The 16,988-nt window shown below is 42.4% G+C and carries 16 protein-coding genes; 12 read left to right on the top strand and 4 right to left on the bottom strand.

All coding sequences use genetic code 11. From position 1 onward, the window contains the following. The first annotated feature begins 7 nt into the window (after positions 1-7). The 6 genes from JI667_RS10690 (at position 8) to splB (ending at position 3,996) form a co-directional block, all read left to right on the top strand. The gene (locus tag JI667_RS10690; protein ID WP_206852887.1) at positions 8-301 is read left to right on the top strand and encodes a thiamine-binding protein; all 294 of its coding nucleotides are present in this window, start codon (positions 8-10) and stop codon (positions 299-301) included. Further along, positions 298-1,059 carry an ABC transporter permease gene (locus JI667_RS10685; RefSeq protein WP_206852885.1) on the top strand — a complete coding sequence of 254 codons (762 nt, stop codon included), beginning with the start codon at positions 298-300 and terminating at the stop codon, positions 1,057-1,059. The genes JI667_RS10690 and JI667_RS10685 overlap by 4 nt, the downstream gene beginning before the upstream one ends. 1 nt (position 1,060) lies before the next feature. Further along, on the top strand, positions 1,061-1,798 hold the full coding sequence (locus JI667_RS10680) for an ABC transporter ATP-binding protein (protein WP_206852883.1): 738 nt from the start codon (positions 1,061-1,063) through the stop codon (positions 1,796-1,798). Continuing rightward, positions 1,791-2,570: a TatD family hydrolase gene (locus JI667_RS10675; RefSeq protein WP_206852882.1), complete on the top strand. Its 780-nt coding sequence runs from the start codon at positions 1,791-1,793 to the stop codon at positions 2,568-2,570. Before JI667_RS10680 ends, JI667_RS10675 begins: the two co-directional genes overlap by 8 nt. Before the next feature lie 139 nt (positions 2,571-2,709). After that, on the top strand, positions 2,710-2,955 hold the full coding sequence (locus tag JI667_RS10670; protein ID WP_206852880.1) for a transcriptional regulator SplA domain-containing protein: 246 nt from the start codon (positions 2,710-2,712) through the stop codon (positions 2,953-2,955). A gap of 12 nt (positions 2,956-2,967) precedes the next feature. Beyond that, positions 2,968-3,996, top strand: coding sequence for a spore photoproduct lyase (gene splB / locus JI667_RS10665; RefSeq protein ID WP_206852878.1), 1,029 nt, complete (start codon positions 2,968-2,970; stop codon positions 3,994-3,996). A 46-nt stretch (positions 3,997-4,042) separates the two neighbouring features. On the opposite strand, the gene JI667_RS10660 is transcribed toward splB, so the two are convergent. Continuing rightward, on the bottom strand, positions 4,043-4,471 hold the full coding sequence (locus JI667_RS10660) for a hypothetical protein (RefSeq protein ID WP_206852876.1): 429 nt from the start codon (positions 4,469-4,471) through the stop codon (positions 4,043-4,045). 364 nt (positions 4,472-4,835) lie between these two features. Between JI667_RS10660 and JI667_RS10655 the strand changes: the two genes are divergently transcribed. From JI667_RS10655 to putP, 3 genes are all read left to right on the top strand, one after another. Then, positions 4,836-6,080: a dicarboxylate/amino acid:cation symporter gene (locus tag JI667_RS10655; protein WP_206852874.1), complete on the top strand. Its 1,245-nt coding sequence runs from the start codon at positions 4,836-4,838 to the stop codon at positions 6,078-6,080. 216 nt (positions 6,081-6,296) lie between these two features. Then, a complete protein-coding gene (locus JI667_RS10650; protein WP_368077900.1) occupies positions 6,297-6,854 on the top strand; it encodes an NAD(P)H oxidoreductase in 558 nt (185 codons plus the stop codon). A gap of 376 nt (positions 6,855-7,230) precedes the next feature. Beyond that, complete coding sequence (putP, locus tag JI667_RS10645; protein ID WP_211201274.1) at positions 7,231-8,700, top strand: sodium/proline symporter PutP; 1,470 nt, start codon at positions 7,231-7,233, stop codon at positions 8,698-8,700. A gap of 58 nt (positions 8,701-8,758) precedes the next feature. Here the strand turns inward: putP and JI667_RS10640 are convergent, their stop codons facing one another. After that, the gene (locus JI667_RS10640; RefSeq protein ID WP_206852870.1) at positions 8,759-10,165 is read right to left on the bottom strand and encodes a cryptochrome/photolyase family protein; all 1,407 of its coding nucleotides are present in this window, start codon (positions 10,163-10,165) and stop codon (positions 8,759-8,761) included. Between the two features lie 453 nt (positions 10,166-10,618). Between JI667_RS10640 and JI667_RS10635 the strand changes: the two genes are divergently transcribed. Beyond that, complete coding sequence (locus JI667_RS10635) at positions 10,619-11,071, top strand: helix-turn-helix transcriptional regulator (RefSeq protein ID WP_206852868.1); 453 nt, start codon at positions 10,619-10,621, stop codon at positions 11,069-11,071. A 44-nt stretch (positions 11,072-11,115) separates the two neighbouring features. On the opposite strand, the gene JI667_RS10630 is transcribed toward JI667_RS10635, so the two are convergent. Together JI667_RS10630 and JI667_RS10625 are read right to left on the bottom strand one after the other, a co-directional pair. Beyond that, a complete protein-coding gene (locus JI667_RS10630; RefSeq protein ID WP_206852866.1) occupies positions 11,116-11,640 on the bottom strand; it encodes a universal stress protein in 525 nt (174 codons plus the stop codon). A gap of 347 nt (positions 11,641-11,987) precedes the next feature. After that, positions 11,988-14,045: a sigma-54 interaction domain-containing protein gene (locus JI667_RS10625; protein ID WP_206852865.1), complete on the bottom strand. Its 2,058-nt coding sequence runs from the start codon at positions 14,043-14,045 to the stop codon at positions 11,988-11,990. Positions 14,046-14,210: 165 nt separating this feature from the next. Here JI667_RS10625 and yfcC point away from each other — a divergent pair, with 165 nt between their 5' ends. Next, a complete protein-coding gene (yfcC, locus tag JI667_RS10620) occupies positions 14,211-15,713 on the top strand; it encodes a putative basic amino acid antiporter YfcC (RefSeq protein WP_206852862.1) in 1,503 nt (500 codons plus the stop codon). A gap of 68 nt (positions 15,714-15,781) precedes the next feature. Continuing rightward, the gene (iadA, locus tag JI667_RS10615) at positions 15,782-16,957 is read left to right on the top strand and encodes a beta-aspartyl-peptidase (protein WP_206852861.1); all 1,176 of its coding nucleotides are present in this window, start codon (positions 15,782-15,784) and stop codon (positions 16,955-16,957) included. Positions 16,958-16,988 lie beyond the last annotated feature (31 nt).

The following is a 16,988-nucleotide window of genomic DNA, read 5'->3' as shown; positions in this document are numbered from 1 at the left end:
GAATAAAATGGGGAACGCACTTGTTAGTATACAAATCATTCCGAAGACAAAGAACGGGGAAGATGTCATTCCATATGTTGATGAGGCAATTGCCATCATTGAACAATCGGGTGTCAAATATGAAGTTCATCCCTTAGAAACGACGATGGAAGGAAATCTATCAGAGTTATTTAAGGTGATTGAACAAATGAATGAACGGATGGTTGAAATAGGAAGCAAGAACGTTATTTCACAAATCAAAGTATTGTATCAGCCTGGGGGTATTGAAATGAACCAACTAACGGAGAAGTATAGAGGATGAAAACTTGGATTTCAAAAGGATGGAGACCCTTCTTGGTCCTCATCCTTTTATTCATCATCTGGGAGGTATCCATCAGAGTATTCCACGTGCCCGCGTGGCTGATGCCTTCTCCTTCAGACATCTGGGCAGAAGGTGTTGTTTCGTGGCCTGTATTCAAGGGACATCTTGCTTCGACGACGATTCTTACGATTGCAGGGTTTGTAATTGGCTGTACGATTGGAATTGGGACAGCTGTCGGACTTCATCTCCTTCCAAAGGTCAAGGAAGCAATCTATCCACTGATGATTCTGTCTCAGAACATACCCATTATTGTACTGGCACCGCTTCTTGTCATTTGGTTCGGGTTTGGACTGTTACCGAAAATCATCGTCATTACGTTGATCTGCTTCTTTCCGGTAGCGGTTTCTGCCCTGGATGGTTTCAGACAGACGAATGCAGAATACATCCTCTATATGAAAATGTCGGGAGCATCAAAAGGGCAGATCTTCAGGAAAGTGGAGTGGCCACATGCACTGCCGTCCATCTTCTCGGGGTTAAAAATATCAGCTACTTACAGCGTGATGGGGGCGGTCATCTCTGAATGGTTGGGTGCCCAAAATGGTATTGGTGTTTATATGACACTCGCATCGTCTTCATTCAGGACCGACCGGGTTTTTGTGGCGATCTTCATGATTATGCTCCTCAGTCTGGTGTTTTTCGGTATCATCCTTCTACTGGAGAAATTCATGGTGAAGTGGAATCGAAAGGGGGACAAATAATATGACGACCTTAACAATTGAAAAGATGTCCAAATCCTTTGATGGAGAGCTGATTCTTGATGATCTGTCCATTTCGGTCGGAGAAGGTGAGTTTGTTTCAATTCTTGGTCCTTCAGGGAGTGGGAAGAGTACATTGTTTCATGTGATAGGTGGATTATTCACCCCTGACAAAGGGGATATCCGGCTGGATGGTCAGTCCATTAGTGGCCGGAGGGGATCCATCAGCTATATGCCCCAAAGTCCGTCCCTTCTGCCGTGGCGCACTGTTATGGAGAATGTGATGCTTGGTCAGGAGCTGCGCGGTAAGAGAGACAGGGACATGGCGATCAGAATGATTCACCGGGCAGGATTGAAGGGATATGAGAACGCCTATCCTGATGATCTTTCTGGAGGGATGAAGCAGCGGGTGGCATTTATTCGGGCCCTTGTGAGCCCTCAATCCTTTTTATGTTTGGATGAACCCTTTTCAGCCCTGGATGAATTTACACGACTGGATATGCAGAAATGGCTCCTTTCCATTTGGGAAGAGGATTTAAGTTCTGTTCTTTTTGTCACTCATAATATCGACGAGGCCCTTTTCTTGTCTGACCGCATCATTGTACTATCGACAAGGCCTGCCAGGGTACAGAAGGAATTCAAGGTACCGTTTCCACGTCCCCGTGACAAAGGGATTTTGTTGACGGAGGAATTCCTTAAGTGGAAAACGGATATCTTTGAGGAGTTATCCCAATATGTCTAAAACCTCACTCATTGATTCCCACATTCACCTGGATTTATATAAGCAGGCAGAACGAGAAAAAATCCTGAGGGAGCTTGAGCTTTATTCTGTGAAAGCTGTAATATCTGTATCATTCCATATCGAATCATCTCAGTTCAATATAGAGGTCGCGAGGGAGGACCCACGGGTGAAACCTGCAGCTGGCTATCATCCAGAACAAGATCTTCCTGGAGAGATAGATGTCCAACAACTCTTGGATTTCATCGGGGCACATCATCAAGAGATTGTGGCAATCGGGGAAGTAGGGTTACCTTATTACAAAATGAAAGAAGAACCTTCACTCCCTCTTGAGCCATATGTAGAATTACTGGAACGCTTTATCATTCAATCGAAACAGCTGGATAAACCCATTATTCTTCATGGGATTTATGAGCATGCCCCGATCATCTGTGATCTATTGGAAAAACATTCAATAGAAAAAGCACACTTTCACTGGTACAAAGGGGATATGGCAACCACAGAACGAATGATTAATAATGGGTATATGATTTCCGTTACACCAGATGTCCTGTATGAAGAGGAAATTCAAGAACTTGTAAAGATGTATCCTTTGGATGGACTGATGGTGGAAACGGACGGTCCATGGCGGTTTGGAGGAGTCTTCCTTGAGAGAATGACCCACCCCGGTTTGATGCACCGATCAGTGGAGAAAATCGCCCAAATAAAAGGGTTGTCAGAACTTACGGTATATAATCATTTATTCAGAAATACCAAGGGATTCTATAGGATATAGAAGACAGGCTCCTCCTGCAACGTTTGCATGGGGAGCCGATTTCTTCTGCCTTGAAAATAATTAAACATCTTTTACCATCATATTTCTTCTCCTTTTAACAAAAAATGATAACAATGACATCATGAAAAAAGGTGAGAAAATGGAATTGAATAATCTTTATACACCCTATCAGGCTGGAGATGTTGTGTATGTAATTTACAGAAACCCTCATACACAAAGTGTAGCCAATGTACAGGAAGCTGCTGTAGTACACGATCCTGAAAATCCGGATGGGCTTGCATTATTTCTATATGAGACTTATTATCCTTTAACCCATGAAGTTGCCGTCTACAGTACAGAAGCAGATGCAGAAGAGGCTTACACACAATCATTTGGAGACCTTTAGGAGGGAATTAATATGGTGAAACCGTTCGTGCCTCAATTGGTCTATTTCGAACCGAATGCACTGGATTATCCATTGGGAAAGCAGTTAAAAGAAAAGTTTGAGAAAATGGACGTGGAAATCCGTTATACCACATCCCATAATCAGGTTCGAAATCTTCCAGGGGATAATCATTTTCAGAAATATAGGATCGCTAAATCTACCTTGGTTGTAGGAATCCGTAAGACCCTAAAGTTTGATACATCCAAGCCTTCAGCGGAGTATGCCATCCCGTTTGCCACCGGATGTATGGGGCACTGCCATTATTGCTACCTGCAGACAACGATGGGGAGCAAACCCTATATCCGCACGTATGTCAATGTAGATGAAATATTTGAGGCGGCGGATAAGTATATCGAAGAAAGGGCACCGGAATTCACGCGTTTTGAAGCTGCTTGTACTTCCGATATCGTCGGTGTGGACCATCTCACGCATACCCTTAAACGGGCAATTGAACATTTTGGTGAATCGGAGTATGGCAAGCTGCGGTTTGTTACCAAATTCCATCATGTGGATCATCTGCTGGATGCAAAGCATAATGGGAAGACAAGGTTCCGTTTCAGTATTAATGCAGACTATGTCATTAAGAATTTTGAACCGGGAACTTCCCCATTGGATAAAAGGTTGGAGGCAGCTGGTAAGGTTGCCAGGGCTGGCTACCCGTTGGGATTCATCGTGGCTCCGATCTATATCCATGAAGGATGGCAAGAAGGGTACAAGAAGATGTTTGAACATCTGGAAGCCCATTTGCCCGAAGAAGCAAAAAAGGATCTAACATTCGAATTTATCCAGCATCGTTTTACGAAGCCGGCGAAGAGAGTGATTGAGAAGAATTATCCGATGACGAAGCTAGAATTAAATGAAGAAGAACGCCGCTATAAATGGGGCAAATACGGCATAGGAAAGTACATTTATCAAAAGGATGAAGAGCAGGAAATCAAAGATCATCTATATGCTTATATGGAGAAGCATTTTCCAAAAGCAAAGCTTGAGTATTTCACCTAAAAAAAAAGGACTGATTACAAAGGAGCATTAGTTGTAATCAGTCCATTTAATGTAATTGTGGAAGGATATTTTCTAAATCTTTCACTCGCATTGCAATTTCATCGCAAACTTCCTGGTAATGAACCCATTCTTCAATCAAGCTGGCCGAACGCTTCTGTGGATTCGGTAAGTTCCAATGGATAACCTTTTCTTCTAATTCAGCTGGGAGTTCAATGTTATCATCATAATCTGCATCCCTGATCGCAACGATTACCGAAGCATCACCGAGCTCTTTCATCTCAATGCGTGTAAGAGGAAATGAACTAATATCAATACATAATTCTTTCATTGCTAAAACGCTGAATTCAGCACGGCTTTCAGCAACCCATCCGGCACTTTTAAAGGACCAGTCTGACACATTGAGTTTCTCAGCCCATCCTTCAGCTATCAAGCTGCGCTGTTGACTACTGGAAAGAAAATACACTGTTTTATTCATAAAAGTATGTTCCTTTCTATTTTCATGCTGTTATTACTATTTACCCAATCACGTAGCATTTAATCACTTAATCAAGAAAAGAAATGTCTGGTAGTATCTTTTTAGTAGAATAGATGCAATAAACTGCCTTAAATTATGAAGTTGCAGTATTCCATTATAGGAAAATGGATGCGATTCACCCTAATTCTTCTTTCATTATTAAAAAATCAGTATAATAGTAGAAAGAGAATGCAGCACTCTGATTGGACTAAGCATCCAGGTGAAGATGATTCGCTTGCTGAAAGTTCTAAAAATTTTGGTTTTGTAAAAAAAGTATGGGGGTAAAGACCTTTATATTATTGGAAAATTATAGGGAGGTACATCTATGAAATTTAACTTAACAACGAAGATTATTACTGCTTTAATACTGGGGGCGGTAGTCGGTTTACTACTTAACATTTTTGCAAAAGACTTATTCGATATATTAGATCCATATCTCTTCACTCCACTAGGGAAAATATTCCTTAACCTGATCAGCATGCTTGTGGTACCGATTGTCTTTCTATCCATTGTTCTTGGATCCGCAGGACTTGGGGATCCCAAGAAGCTTGGAAGAATAGGGTTGAAAACCATTGTCTACTTCTTAGTGACAACGTGCATTGCCATCGTAATTGGTTTGACACTTGCTTATATTATTGATCCAGGACTGGTAAAAGGGATCGATACTTCCCAAACAGAAGGCTTTAAAACAGAAGAAGCTCCACCGGTAGGGGAGACATTGACGAACATTATTCCTAAAAATCCACTAACGGCCATGACGGAAGGTAATATGCTTCAGATTATCGCCTTTGCCATCTTCATCGGGTTCGGATTAACGGCTTTGGGAGAAAAGACTAAAGGCATCCTGAAGCTTGTGGAGCAGGGGAATGACCTGATGATGTATCTAGTCACCTTAGTAATGAAATTCGCTCCATACGGAACATTCGGGTTGATTGCTTCTGCAATCGGAAGTCAGGGTTCCAGTGCATTAAAAGCGATGTGGCTTTATTTTGTTGTCGTATTGGCAGCTCTCATCGTTCACGCATTCATTACGTATGGTGGAACGATTCTCTTGCTTGCCAAGAAGAACCCAATTTGGTTCTTTAAGAATTTCAGCCCTGCCATGAGTGTTGGATTCAGTACATCAAGCAGTAATGCGACTCTTCCGATTTCCATGGATGTAGCTCAGCAAAGGCTTGGTGTTTCTAAATCCGTGAGCTCCTTCGTTCAGCCATTAGGAGCGACGATCAACATGGACGGAACGGCCATCATGCAAGGTGTGGCGACAGTATTCATCTCTCAGGTATATAATGTTGATCTTTCCATGGAACAGCTCATTACGGTCGTTCTGACAGCTGTTTTGGCCAGTATTGGAACGGCGGGAGTACCAGGAGTAGGGCTAATCCTTCTTGCCATGGTTCTAAGCAGCGTCAATCTTCCTGTTGAAGGGATCGGCTTGATTTTAGGGATAGACCGCCTGCTTGATATGGCTCGAACATCCATCAATATTTCAGGGGATGCTGCATGTGCCCTATTTGTATCAGAGACAGAAAAAAAGCGCACGATAAAGATACAAAGAGGCGAAGTTTAGCCAAACGATAGACCCCATATTGTCAATCAAACGGGAAGGTGAGATCAAGATGATTTCACCTTCTTTTATTTGAAAAAGAGGAAGTTTACCTGTATTTTGCACGCTGTTATTTGGCAAATTACACATAGCCGGACTTGCTAGGAAATCCGTATGTTATCCTGAACAGAGAGAGTCACACAGTACGAAAGTTCATTTAAGGAGTTGGTATTCTTGAAAGTGCTTATGATTGTTGCTCATCCCCGAACGAACTCCCTTACATTTTCCATCACAAAGCATATTCAGAAAGGACTTCACGAGAAAGAATATAAGTCCTCGATATTGGATTTATACAGGGAGGAATTCCAACCGGTATTAGATGAGAAAGGCGAAGAAGAATGGGATAACCCACTGAAGGGGAAGCCTTCCTATATTGTTGAGAAGGAGAGGAAGAAATTAAAGCGTTATGATGCCCTGATCTTCGTGTTTCCAATATGGTGGTATGGTTTGCCTGCCATTATGAAGGGGTATATTGATCGAGTGTTTACATATCCGGCGTTTACTCAAATCAATCACCAGAAGGTTCTTTGGGTGGGACTTGCTGGAGAAACAAAAGAGGAGTTTATGTCAAATGGCCATGATGAAGCGCTGCGACACCAATTAATATCTGGAATTTCTGAAAGGATGAGGGTCATTGATAAAGAAGTAGAGATCTTTTTTGACACAATGGACAGGGATAAAAAATTTGATTATGAAAAAACTATGAATAAAGCGTACCTGCTTGGTACGTTATTTTAACAGAAGTGTGAAAAAAGTACTGTTTTTTGAATAAATTTAAATAATTTTTTTTGAATAAATATAGAGGAATAACTGGTATAAGACGAAATTATCGAATATTAATGTATTTTTATTCACATTATTATCCCGGTATAAAGCAAATGACTTTAAAAAAATCTGTATTATGGTATGATATATCTTGTGTCTACAACAACCGGGAAAATAGTATTGAAAAAGAAAGTGTATAAAAAATACACTTACATGCATAAGAAGGAGGGAATTGAAATTGGGTGAAGAATTAACAATGGGAACCTGGTTATGGTTATTAATTCCAATGCCAACATTGATTATATTGTCAATCATCACTTTTTTTACAGAACAAACAAAGGAGTAGATTATGGATATTAATATTCAGACGTTAACATCGATTATCATTTATTTAATTGGAATGGGTGTTATTGGTTACATGGCAGCGAAGTTAACCAGTAACTTATCCGACTATGTTTTAGGAGGAAGGAGATTAACTGCCGGTGTAGCTGCCCTCAGTGCGGGATCATCTGACATGAGCGGTTGGTTGATGCTTGGGTTGCCAGGTGCCATTTATGCAAGTGGTATGGGGTCAATATGGTTAGCGATAGGTCTTTCTGCAGGTGCGTACTTGAATTGGCAATTTGTTGCAAAGCCATTCCGTGTGTATACCGAAGTTGCCAATGATTCCATTACAGTACCGGATTTCTTTGAGAACCGTTTCCACGATTCAAGCAAAATTCTTCGAGTGTTCTCTGCTATCATCATCCTGATCTTCTTTACGTTCTATACTTCATCAAGTTTAGTGGGTGGAGCAATCTTACTTGAAGAATCATTTAATATGGATTACCGATTAGCTTTATGGGTTGGAGCAGGAGTTATCCTCTCTTATACATTCTTTGGTGGATTCCTTGCAGCCAGCTGGACGGATTTCATTCAGGGTATCCTGATGTTCTTGGCCTTAATTATCATTCCAATTGTAGCCATTTCTGAAATTGGCGGTTGGGATGCGACGGTAAGTGCTGTATCAAGCATTGATCCATCTTACTTGAATGTATACACAGGAGCGACGTTTGTATCAGTCGTATCGCTTCTGGCATGGGGCTTGGGTTATTTCGGACAACCTCATATTATTGTTCGATTTATGGGAATCAAATCAACAAAAGAAATTCCAAAAGCACGTCTGATCGGTATGGTATGGATGATTGTTTCCTTGTTTGGAGCCATCTTCATCGGATTCTCTGGTATTGCATACTTCGCCGATTCGCCGTTAGAAAATTCAGAAACGGTGTTCATCATGTTCTCCCAAGTATTATTTAATCCTTGGGTAGCCGGTTTCTTACTGGCAGCCATTCTGTCAGCGATCATGAGTACAGTGGACTCCCAGCTTCTTGTTTCATCCAGTGCCCTTGCTCAGGATTTCTATAAAGCAATATTCAGGAAAGAAGCAAGTCAGAAGGAAGAAGTATTGGTTGGCCGAATTTCTGTAGTGGTCATCGCAATTCTTGCTATCTTCCTTGGATATGATCGCGATAGTAAGGTACTGGAGCTTGTCAGTTATGCTTGGGCAGGATTTGGTTCAGCCTTTGGACCAGTTGTCATCCTAAGCTTATTCTGGAAGCGTATGACTCGTAACGGTGCCCTTGCAGGTATGATTACAGGTGCAGTAACAGTGATTGTATGGAAGCAACTGTCTGGAGGACTATTCGATGTGTATGAACTTCTTCCAGGATTCATCCTTGCTACCATTGCAATTTTCATCTTCAGCTTAGTTGGTAACCCGCCATCAAAAGAAGTGCAGGAAGAATTCGATACTGTTAAATTACGCCTGAAAGAATAAGGCTACAATGAAAGGACCCAATCATCATGATTGGGTCCTTTTATTTTACCTTCATCTTTTATTTTATTTCTTCGTAACGGTCCAAAGCCCTTTGACGCGCTGCTTTGTGATCGACGATCGGATAAGGATAATCTTTTCCCATGGTGATATGGGACTGTTCCAATATATCGGGGGGAGCGTCTGAAGGCTTGTGGATATATCGGTTGGAAAGGTTCTTTAGTTCAGGAACCCACATTCGGATATAGGTGCCGTCTTCATCAAATTTTTCACTTTGCAGTGTGGGATTGAAGATGCGGAAGTAGGGGGCTGAATCGAAACCTGAACCTGCCACCCACTGCCATCCCATCGAGTTATTGGCAAGGTCGGCATCAATTAAGGTATCCAGGAACCATTCCGCGCCCCTTTGCCATGGAATGAGCAGATGCTTCGTGAGGAAGGAAGCGACGACCATCCGCACCCGATTGTGCATGAACCCGGTTGCCCACAATTCCCTCATCCCTGCATCCACAATTGGATAGCCGGTTTGCCCACTTGTCCATTTCTCCCATTCATCTTCGTTTGTTTGCCACTTGAAGTCATGGAACTTTCCATTAAGTGAACGAGTGGTGGATTCGGGAAAATGGAGGAGAACTGTATATGAAAATTCTCTCCATATAAGTTGTTTAATAAAAGATTCCACCGGTTTGTTTTGGATTTCAATCAGTGTATGGAAAATCTTCCGGACAGATATCACCCCAAGGGTTAGGTAAGGAGACAGGGTGGAATGATGGCCAGCGCCCGGAAAATCTCTTCCTTCTGAATAGTCATGCAAGCTATTCTCCAGAAATGAATTTAATCTTTTGAATGCTGCTTCTTCACCGGGTTCCCATATGCTTTCCATAATGTGATGCCAGGGAATAGAAGGCAACAGATCTAAATCCTCAAGGCATATTCCTTCCTCCTTGAATTTTGGTACGTCCAGGTGGTCGGGAGTAGGAAATGGCTCTGGGATTCGTTCTTTCCTGATAGACTTGTAGAAAGCCGAGTATACTTTATAAGGACTGTCGTCATCCTTTTTTATTTTCCACGGTGGCAGAAGGAGGGATCCTTCGTGCGTTTTTACCTCTACTCCTTGAGAGGACAATGAATGAGCCAACTTCAGGTACTCCTCATATACTTTGGGGTCATACACGCGATTCCAATATACAGCTTGAGCCTTTGTTTTCTCTACCCATTGCGGAAGAACCTCTTCGATCTTTCCTGCATCCAGAAAGAGTCTGCCGCCAATCGAACGGATGCGTTTCTGGAAAGAATCGATATTGCGATGCAGCCACCATTTCTTTGCCTCGCCGTAAGTGGAAGGGGAGGTTTCCTCATCCCAGATATAAAGAGGGACCACATTGCCTTCCTGGCAAGCTGAATAAAGGGCAGGGTTATCGTGGATCCTTAAATCTTCCCTGAACAAAACAATGATTGATTTATCCATATTGATTCCTCCTCATATGAAATATGATTAAAGATTAAAAACCCTTTATGTTTAAGGAAGGATGTTTTCGTAACATAGTTGCTATTGGATGTGACGAGTGATGGTTGATTTCAGCTTCAGGTGCTCTTTCCGCGGGGCTTTCGGTAAGCCTCCGCCGCCGAACGTCCGTGGAAAGCGAAGCCGTACCCTTCACCCTCCTGCACCACAACCTAAATGACAGAGCATCGTAAATCTTAGTTTGTATGCAAATAGCAAAGCAATAATCTTTGCGAAAACAGCCTTGTGGAAACAGGATAGGAGCGTTAGTTACCTCCTCAAGCTTATCTAAAAGTATAGTGAATCAATGGGATTGATACAAAAATCAATGCGTTTGACAATAAATGTTATGATAACATTGAAAACAGTGATGCTTTATGTGTAATATTACACTATAAACAATTAAGGTGTGAAACCATGACAAAAGAAGAAATCATATTAATCATCTCTGAAAAATTAAGGCTGATACGAACCGAAGCCGGCTATACACAGGACAAGATGGCGACAGTCATAGGGTTATCGAAAAAGACCCTGGTACAGATCGAGAAAGGCAGAGTCATGGCAAGCTGGACAGCAGCCGTGGCTATCTGTGCATTGTTTAAGGATAGTGAAACCTTAACGGTTAGTCTTGGGGGAGAACCCCTCGAAATCATTGAAATCATTGCCAGGGAAGGGATTGATTATCGAAAAGAAAAAACCCTCGGTGGGAAGATCTGGTGGAAAGATATGAAAAAAACCGATGACTACATCCTGCAACAAAATTTATTCAGCAAGCATTATCGCATACTGGACGCCGAGGATTATCGGATCTACAGCAGCTTCGATGAAGAAAGCAGTCATAAACGATTTGATGAATTAACAGGGGAATAAATAAAATAGAGGGACGGACCTTTTTAAAGGTCCGTCCCTCTATTTTATTTTACAACCAGTACGCTTGATTCGCAGTCATGGGCGACTTTTTCGCTGACGCTTCCGAGTACCCATTTTTTTAAGCCGGATTTTCCGCTGTTGCCGAGGACAACTAAATCTGCCTGTATTTCTTTGGCATATTCGCATATTCGTTTTGCTTCTGAGCCTGCCAGGTGAATGTAATTAGCTTCTACTCCATGGGGAGAGAGCTTTTCACGGGCATTGACTAAAAAGGGATGGGTAGATGATGGTGTCTTGATTTCATGATGTTCTTCTTCTGTTGCCCGAACATTATTATCCGGGGAAACGGAGAGATTCCCCATATATTGATGATCGAAGCCGGGTGACGTGTCAGCTATAGCGTGAGTGGGTGTGTAATTGTCACGAGGTTCATTTGCAGTCTTCTCATCTGAAATATGGAGTACGGTTAATTTTGAGTCTATAGAGCTTTTCATTAATTTTGTTACTTCATCTAATGCTTTCTTGCTTCCATCTGTTTCATCGTAAGCTAATAGAATATGTCTATACATGTCAATCACCTCTGTATTGGGATATAGCATGTTTACCCGTTTGGGAAAAAGTTAATCTTTTTCATTCGTTTTTGGAAGGATATTATAGGAAAGAAATGAATTTCCAAGAATAAAAAAGAAAGAGCAGAGTGGGGGAAGATCCACTCTGCTCCTTCGCTTTCAAATTATATAACTCAAAATGATAGCAAGAATAGTGTTTGGTTAATTAAAGCATGCTGATAATCCAGCCAATGACAACAATTGCACCAATGACCATTAAGATTGTACGTACCATGAAAAATCACCTCGACTTATTGTATCCTGAAGAATATTTAATATTACTAACCGGTTAAAGTAAAGATACCCCGTTATCTAATGGTTAAAACATTCTCCTTCTGATTGTTTAACCACTGTATTCCTGCCGGCGAAATTTCCGTTCCTGTCCTTCCTCGTTGGATGATGACGTATCCTAAATCTTTGAGTTCGTTCAATCTTGTTCTGATTTGTTGAACGGATAGAGGTGTCGGGCCATGTTCAAGAGATGAATGGATCTTCTCTCTGCTTGCCCTTGTTCCCTCATCGTAAAAGCTCATTAATACTGATAGGATACTGACATACTCATCGAATTTTGACATGGATATTTCCGGATGAATGAGGGTATTTCTAGTTTCCCCGTTGCTTTGAAAATTATCATCATTTCTCGGTAATTCCTTTATGGTTAATCGGTTGTGTTCCGCGACGGTCATCATGTAAAGAAGAGTATTTTTTAGTTCCCTGACATTTCCGCTCCACCCGGCATTCTGCATGGTTTCCAATACATCACCGTCAATTGTCGTGATCTTACTTTGTTCCGTGCGAAGGAAGTTTTCAATGAGGAGGGGAATATCCCCGCTCCTGTCCCTCAGACTTGGAAGCTGCAGTGATAAGACTTTCAGGCGGTGATATAGATCTTCCCGAAATGTTCCTTCGGTTATTAATAATTGCAGGTCTTTGTTGGTCGCTGCGAGGATCCTCACATCTACCGGGATGTTCTTGTTTCCACCAATCCTCCTGATTTCCATTTCCTGCAGGACCCTTAACAACCTTGCCTGTAGCTTTAGACTGATATCTCCGATTTCATCGAGGAACAGAGTACCGCCGTCGGCTTGTTCGAACAAGCCTTTTTTTCCGCCCTTTTTAGCTCCTGTAAAGGCTCCATCCTCATAACCGAATAATTCGCTTTCTAATAAATCCTCTGGCAGTGCACTGCAGTTAACGGCCAGGTACGGGCTGTTCTTACGGGAAGAACTGTTATGTATGGCACTGGAAAACAATTCTTTCCCTGTGCCTGTCTCACCATAGATCAAAACAGGGAGTTCGCTTTGTGCCAGTTTCCCGGCAATCAATTTGGTCTCGTTGATGAGTTTGCTGGTTCCTAATATGCTATCAAAAGTATATTTGGCGATGTATCCTCTTCGTTGAAGTTCGCGTTTTCGTACTTTCTCCATTTCAATGGTTTCTTCCATATCTTTGAATGTTGCTACAATGACGCCTTCAGCCTCCAAGCGGAAACGGTAGACCATTACATTTTGTTGCCGGAGTGTGAAATACTCTTGATCTTCATCCTGGTGAGAGGTTAAGAAATGATTCAGTTCGATGTTCTTGAACACTCTGTTTAATTTTTTCCCTTTTGCATGGGTGGCCGCAATTCCCACCATTCTCTCCAAGACTTCATTGAACACAGTGATTTCTCCATCCTCCTGAAAGGCAAGGATTCCGTCGTTGACTCCATCGACTACTTTGTTCAGGAATTTATTCAAGGTTTTCGCCCGCCTATTGATGGCTCCCAGTTTTTGACTGAGTTCGATGATCTTCCGTGTGTATCGATCAGTAATATCAACGGTTAATTGTTCGGATAATTGAAAATGATAGATGATTTTCATGATGGTATTTAAATCGATCAATCTCACACCGATATCTATTTTTTGAGGTATGGAAGAAGGGATGCTTGCCATCTCGCCAGGTGAAATGGCAATATCGATTTGTCCTGGATATACTCCTGAAGGGGAGTAAGGAACATAATCAACATGATCAATACCCAGTCGTTTTAAAGTGGCGACTGCTTCTTGGGCAGTCTGGATGAAGTCATTTACATAAAGGATTTTCTTTCCAGGAGGTAATTCAAATATACGGTCAATGTATTCATAGTTAACCGTGCGTCTGGCTTTAATGATGGTACAGGAATCGAAATCGATATATTCCTGTACTTCAGGGGCAATCAATGCAGAAGAGTATACAATCAGCTTATTGGCGAAAATCGTTGGGACTCCCTCATCACAGGCATAACTTGTAATATGGATCAGCTCGCCAAAAACGGACTGTAACTGTTCCTTCAGGGCTCTTTCTGTTTCCTTGGTACCGGCTAATAGAATTAATTCACGTTTCATTTGCTTCCTCCTAATGGTTAATTAAAGTTTTTATGGTTATCTATATTCTAACCTAATTCAACCAATAGTGAAATTGAAGTTTGTATTTTCAGATAATTGAGGTTGGCACAGAACTTGCAAGTAAAGAAATGAAGATTAATAAACTGTCAAACGGGGGGATAAGAAATGGAGAAAGAACAAAAAGCTTGGAAGGTGCCGCATACTTTTATCATTGTGTTTTTCGTTGTACTTGCTGCTGCCATTTTAACCTATGTCATACCTAAGGGGCAATTTGCAACAGAAGAGATCACGTATATGCAGGATGGAGAAGAGCAAACGAAAACAGTCTTGAATCCGGATTCTTTTAGTTATTTAAAAGACGAAGATGGAAATTTGATCAGGGAAGGAACAAGCGTTTTTGAACCTGGTGGTGGGATAGGTTTCCTGAATTATGTATTTGAAGGTCTTGTATCAGGGGATAAATGGGGATCGGCTGTTGGGGTAGTGGCTTTTATCCTCATTATTGGGGGAGCCTTTGGAATCATCATGAAAACAAGAGCGATTGAAGAAGGAATCCTCAAGGTAATCGATCGGACCAAAGGAAAGGAGTCCCTCATCATCCCAATCATGTTCTTCTTATTTTCATTAGGTGGAGCCGTGTTTGGTATGGGGGAGGAGGCCATTGCCTTTGCCATGATCCTCGTTCCAATCATGATTGCCATAGGGTATGATGCCATAACGGGTATCATGATCACGTATGTTGCAACTCAAATCGGGTTTGCCACATCGTGGATGAATCCATTCGGGGTAGCAATCGCCCAAGGGGTGTCCGGTGTTCCAGTACTATCAGGAGCAGGCTTCCGAATTGTAATGTGGATCATCTTCACCCTTGTTGGAATCGTTTACACTTGGAGATATGCCAATGCAATCAAGAAGGATCCTAAACGAAGCCTTTCTTACAAGACGGATGAGTATTTCCGTAAAGAAGGGAAAGTGGGAAATTTACATGCGAAATTCACTTGGGGACACTCACTCGTCATCCTTACAGTAGTAGTAGGGATCGCCTGGATCATTTGGGGAGTAGTGGAACACGCCTACTATATTCCTGAGATCGCAAGCCAATTCTTTACAATAGGTTTAGTTGCAGGGATCATCGGGGTTTTGTTTAAATTAAATGGAATGAGTTGGGATGATGTAGCAAACGGCTTCATCGACGGTGCGAAAGATCTATTGCCTGCCGCATTGGTGGTGGGGATGGCAAAGGGAATCGTCATCATCCTTGGTGGAGATGCACCGGACGCACCATCTGTATTGAACACGGTATTATATGGTGCAGGACAGGTTGTCGGTGATTTCCCGGAAGCCATCTCTGCATGGTGCATGTATTTATTCCAATCTGTCTTCAACTTTTTCGTGGTTTCCGGTTCTGGTCAAGCAGCGCTCACGATGCCATTGATGGCCCCGCTTTCCGATATCGCCGGGGTCACCCGCCAAGTATCGGTACTGGCATTCCAATTGGGTGATGGATTAACCAATATCCTGGTTCCCACTTCTGCGGCCCTTATGGGTACATTGGGAGCAGCACGGGTCGATTGGGGAGTGTGGGCTAGATTCATCTTTAAATTCATGCTTATATTATTCGTTTTATCATCTATCTTTGTGATTACGGCAACGCTTATTGGATTTTAATTAGCCATTCTTCGAGCCGAGTTCACACCCGGCTCGATTATGAATACATAGTGGAAGGAGCAATCATCATGCTAACACTAATACAAAACGGGGAAGTTTATGCTCCAGCATATCTAGGGAAAAAAGATATCCTCCTGGTAGGTGATAAAATAGGATTCATAGAAGATAAGATTGAGCTTCCCGGTCATTTTGTGGATATTAAGGTTGTGGATGCAACCGGGAAGTATGTTGTACCAGGATTCATCGACTCACATGTCCATATTATGGGCGGAGGGGGCGAAGGAAGCTTCCGTACAAGAACCCCTGAAATCCAATTGACTCAGGCCACTCTCTCGGGAATTACCACTCTTGTCGGTGTTATCGGCACAGACGGAACAACGAGGACCATGGCAAGCCTCATAGCCAAAGCGAAGGGGCTTGAGGAAGAAGGGATTACCTGTTATGTGCAAACCGGTTCATACCAGGTCCCTTTGAAAACACTTACCGGAAAGATTGAGGATGATATCATCTTAGTGGATAGAATCATTGGTGTGGGTGAAGTGGCGATTGCCGATCACCGTTCATCTCAGCCAACGGTAAACGAGTTGGCGAAAATTACTTCCGCCGCCAGGATTGGAGGGATGTTGTCGGGGAAAGCAGGAATTGTCAATGTGCACGTCGGGGATAGTTATGATCACCTAAACTTGTTGGAAGAGATTGTCGATACAACGGATATTCCGATCAAGCAGTTCTATCCGACACATATCAACCGGAATGCACATCTCTTTGAAGCAGGGATTCAATATGCCCTTAAAGGTGGATATGTAGACTTTACGACAAGTACCATCCCTCAGTTTCTTGAAGACGGGGAAGTGAAATGCAGTCAGGCGCTTAAACGCATGCTCGATGCAGGCGTACCGGTGGAACAAATCACCTATACTTCCGATGGGCAAGCAAGTCTGCCGAATTTTGATGCTGATGGAGAGCTGATTGGACTGCAGATCGGTCAGGTGTCAAGCCTCTACAATGAAGTGAAGGACGCCATGCTGGTGGAAAATGTCCCATTGGAAACAGCGATCAGGGTCATCACCTCGAATCCTGCAAAAATCCTGAAATTAAAGCAAAAAGGTCACGTGGAAGTAGAAAAGGACGCAGATTTAGTCCTATTGGATCAGGAAACACTTGACGTGAATACGGTTTTCGCCAGGGGGAAATTGATGGTGGAGAACGGGGAAGCGATCGTGAAGGGGACGTTTGAAAAGTGATTGAAAGAGGGACAGCCCGGAGCATTGGTGC

This window comes from Bacillus sp. NTK074B (assembly GCF_017303375.1).
In the GTDB taxonomy this organism is placed as follows: domain Bacteria; phylum Bacillota; class Bacilli; order Bacillales; family Bacillaceae_B; genus Rossellomorea.
Note: the sequence above shows the minus strand (reverse complement) of the source record. Positions and strands in the feature narration are given on the sequence as shown.

Excerpts from the sequence above, each read along its gene's own strand:
- JI667_RS10690 (WP_206852887.1), top strand. The coding sequence starts at position 8 with ATGGGGAACGCACTTGTTAGTATACAAATCATTCCGAAGACAAAGAAC.
- JI667_RS10685 (WP_206852885.1), top strand. The coding sequence starts at position 298 with ATGAAAACTTGGATTTCAAAAGGATGGAGACCCTTCTTGGTCCTCATC.
- JI667_RS10680 (WP_206852883.1), top strand. The coding sequence starts at position 1,061 with ATGACGACCTTAACAATTGAAAAGATGTCCAAATCCTTTGATGGAGAG.
- JI667_RS10675 (WP_206852882.1), top strand. The coding sequence starts at position 1,791 with ATGTCTAAAACCTCACTCATTGATTCCCACATTCACCTGGATTTATAT.
- JI667_RS10670 (WP_206852880.1), top strand. The coding sequence starts at position 2,710 with ATGGAATTGAATAATCTTTATACACCCTATCAGGCTGGAGATGTTGTG.
- splB (WP_206852878.1), top strand. The coding sequence starts at position 2,968 with ATGGTGAAACCGTTCGTGCCTCAATTGGTCTATTTCGAACCGAATGCA.
- JI667_RS10660 (WP_206852876.1), bottom strand. The coding sequence starts at position 4,471 with ATGAATAAAACAGTGTATTTTCTTTCCAGTAGTCAACAGCGCAGCTTG.
- JI667_RS10655 (WP_206852874.1), top strand. The coding sequence starts at position 4,836 with ATGAAATTTAACTTAACAACGAAGATTATTACTGCTTTAATACTGGGG.
- putP (WP_211201274.1), top strand. The coding sequence starts at position 7,231 with ATGGATATTAATATTCAGACGTTAACATCGATTATCATTTATTTAATT.
- JI667_RS10640 (WP_206852870.1), bottom strand. The coding sequence starts at position 10,165 with ATGGATAAATCAATCATTGTTTTGTTCAGGGAAGATTTAAGGATCCAC.
- JI667_RS10635 (WP_206852868.1), top strand. The coding sequence starts at position 10,619 with ATGACAAAAGAAGAAATCATATTAATCATCTCTGAAAAATTAAGGCTG.
- JI667_RS10630 (WP_206852866.1), bottom strand. The coding sequence starts at position 11,640 with ATGTATAGACATATTCTATTAGCTTACGATGAAACAGATGGAAGCAAG.
- JI667_RS10625 (WP_206852865.1), bottom strand. The coding sequence starts at position 14,045 with ATGAAACGTGAATTAATTCTATTAGCCGGTACCAAGGAAACAGAAAGA.
- yfcC (WP_206852862.1), top strand. The coding sequence starts at position 14,211 with ATGGAGAAAGAACAAAAAGCTTGGAAGGTGCCGCATACTTTTATCATT.
- iadA (WP_206852861.1), top strand. The coding sequence starts at position 15,782 with ATGCTAACACTAATACAAAACGGGGAAGTTTATGCTCCAGCATATCTA.